The organism is Lentiprolixibacter sp., from assembly GCF_982873095.1.
In genome coordinates this window covers 1-2500 of sequence record NZ_CEYNTP010000322.1, presented here as the reverse complement: position 1 = coordinate 2500, position 2500 = coordinate 1, and the positions used below count along the sequence as shown (strand labels likewise).

General features: G+C 47.8%; 4 protein-coding genes. All 4 read right to left on the bottom strand.

Features of this window, described 5'->3' with window-relative positions; translation table 11 throughout:
* Nucleotides 1–563: TRAP transporter large permease subunit (locus AC4E7D_RS13875; protein WP_490174372.1), on the bottom strand; the 563-nt coding region annotated here is incomplete at its 3' end.
* Nucleotides 564–566: 3 nt separating this feature from the next.
* Complete coding sequence (locus AC4E7D_RS13870; RefSeq protein WP_490174371.1) at nt 567–1025, bottom strand: TRAP transporter small permease; 459 nt, start codon at nt 1023–1025, stop codon at nt 567–569.
* Nucleotides 1022–1957, bottom strand: a complete 936-nt coding sequence (locus AC4E7D_RS13865; RefSeq protein WP_490174373.1) for a TRAP transporter substrate-binding protein — start codon at nt 1955–1957, stop codon at nt 1022–1024. The genes AC4E7D_RS13870 and AC4E7D_RS13865 overlap by 4 nt, the downstream gene beginning before the upstream one ends.
* Nucleotides 1958–2010: 53 nt before the next feature.
* Nucleotides 2011–2500, bottom strand: a 490-nt coding sequence (locus AC4E7D_RS13860) for a glucuronate isomerase (RefSeq protein WP_490174370.1), incomplete at its 5' end; no start/stop codon positions are given.

The window sequence follows — 2500 nt, the reverse complement described above, 5'->3', positions numbered from 1 at the left end:
CCTGTTAAAATTCCCGGCACATAGCCCGCAACAAAAAGCGCCGCGATCGATGCTCCCCCACTGGCCAGGGAGTAGACAATCAAAATATTGCTGGGCGGAATCACGAGTCCAGTAGTGGCCGAAGTGATGTTTACTGCGGCGCCAAATTCATTGTCGTAACCCTCTCTTTTCATCTCAGGGCCCAAAATGCTCCCCATGGCAGAGGCAGAAGCCATAGCTGATCCCGCAATAGCACCCATTAGCATCGCAGATATAATATTAATTAGCGCCAAACCGCCGGGTAGCGCACCTACGAGGGTCTTGGCAAAGGCAATCAGACGATGTGCGATACCCCCATTATTCATCAGTTCTCCTGAGAGAATGAAAAAGGGAATGGCCAGGAGTGCGAAACTGTCCAGCCCCGTGGCCATGCGCTGAGATATGGTAGTAAATGCAGGTAGCGCAGGGATGCTCACCAACATGGTCAGAAGTGATGAGATGGCAATACTCCACGCCACCGGGGTGCCAACGGCCAAAAGGCCTATAAAACTGAAAATCAGGACAAAAATCGGTACGTATTCCATGGCCTAAGGGGTCAGCATATCAGAAATCTTATAATAGATAATGAGTACCCCACTAATGGGAATCACCAAATACACCATCGCCAGGGGCAGGCCAAGAGCCGGGGAGTACTGTTCGAGTACATAGGTGACATAGACCAGGCGAAATCCTCCCAGAACCATCACAAAAAGGCAAAACAGGACAATGGCGATCCGCACGACATGCTTCAATCTCTTTTGGCGCTTTGGGCTGCCACGCCGTGCCAATACATCGATAGACACATGCCCGTTTTGTCCGGACACATAGGCTGCACCCAAAATACCTACCCAAATCATCAGGAAGCGCGCCAGTTCATCAGTAAATGAACTTGGTGTTCCTAAGATGTAGCGACTAAAAACCTGCCAGAGCACATTCACGACCATTACCACCATGATCAAAATCAATGCGCGGCCCAAAAAGTTATCTAACCTTTTTCTGAACCTCATGATCCTCTCATTTTCCTTATTTCCTGGATGATACCATAATATTCATCATCTACTTCGTATTGACGATATACGTTTTCGGCCCGCTGTGCAAAGGGTCCTTTCTTTGGGTAGATGACCTCAACCCCTGCTTTGCGCACTGCTTCAATGGCCTCGGCTTCGGCTTCGATCCATAGCTTCCTTTGATAGGCAATGGATTTACGGACAGACGCCTCTAACCAACCTCTTTGCTGTTCAGAAAGTTTGCTCCAAAAGTGCGTACCCGCGATCAGGACGTCAGGTGAAAAGGTATGTTCATTTAGGGAATAGTACTTACAAACCTCATAATGTCTCGAGAGGTAAAAACTTGGTGGATTGTTCTCTGCTCCATCAACTACCCCTTGTTGTAGGGAAGTATAGAGTTCTCCCCATGAAATAGGCGTGGGTGTCCCACCCATACTTCGCACCATGTCCATGGCCGTGACGCTTTCCATGACCCTGATCTTCAATCCCTTCAGATCATCCGGGTGTTCTATCGGTCGTTCTTTGGAATAATAACTTCGGCTGCCCGCATCGTAGAAACCAAGCCCTTTTAACCAATACTTTTGGCTGTCATCCAGCAATTGCTGCCCGATGGCGCCATCAAGCACCTCAAAGGCATGTTCACGATTTTCGAAGAGATAGGGTAAGCCCAGAATACGCGTTTTCGGCGCAAAATTTTCCAAAGTGGCCACCGAGACCTTGGTCATGTCGAGGCTTCCTATCTGTATCAATTCCAAAATCTCCCGTTCCGTACCCAATTGCTGGTTGGGATAGATCTCCAACTGAAGGGAACCCTGGGACAGTTCAGCTAAATCCTCGCCCATCTTCACCATTGCCTTATGAACAGAATGGTTGATGTCCAGACCATGAGCCAACCGAATGTGTTTAATAGTATCCGTGTCCCTGCAGCCCATCAAAAGCACCGCGACCAATACCCATATACTATATGTTTTCTTCGCGCCAAATATCATGTCCAGAAATCAAAATATGCCCTTGCGTTGTGATAACAAATATCCTGCACGATTTTACCTATATGGGTTACGTCAGAAGGAAGCCACCCCTTTTCCATGTCATTGCCAAAGAGGTTACATAACAACCTCCTAAAATATTCATGCCTGGGAAAGGACAACAAGCTTCGCGAATCGGTCAGCATCCCGACAAAACAACTTAATACCCCCATATTAGACAGGGAATTGATCTGTTTTTCCATGCCATCCAGCTGATCCAAATACCACCAGGCAGCACCATATTGCATTTTACCCTTTATCCGTCCATCATTAAAATTTCCGATCATCGAGGCAAACACCTCGTTTTGGGAGGGGTTCAAATTGTACAGGATGGTTTTTGCCAATTGGTCTGTACGATCCAGCAGGTTCAGAAATCGACTTAACGGATAGGCCTGCTGAAAATCCCCAATGGAATCAAAACCCGTGTCGGGGCCCAGGTGTCTGAGCATC

What these genes read in the sequence shown, in the direction of transcription:
- AC4E7D_RS13870 (WP_490174371.1), bottom strand. Translation starts at nt 1,025, where the DNA reads ATGAGGTTCAGAAAAAGGTTAGATAACTTTTTGGGCCGCGCATTGATT.
- AC4E7D_RS13865 (WP_490174373.1), bottom strand. Translation starts at nt 1,957, where the DNA reads ATGGGCTGCAGGGACACGGATACTATTAAACACATTCGGTTGGCTCAT.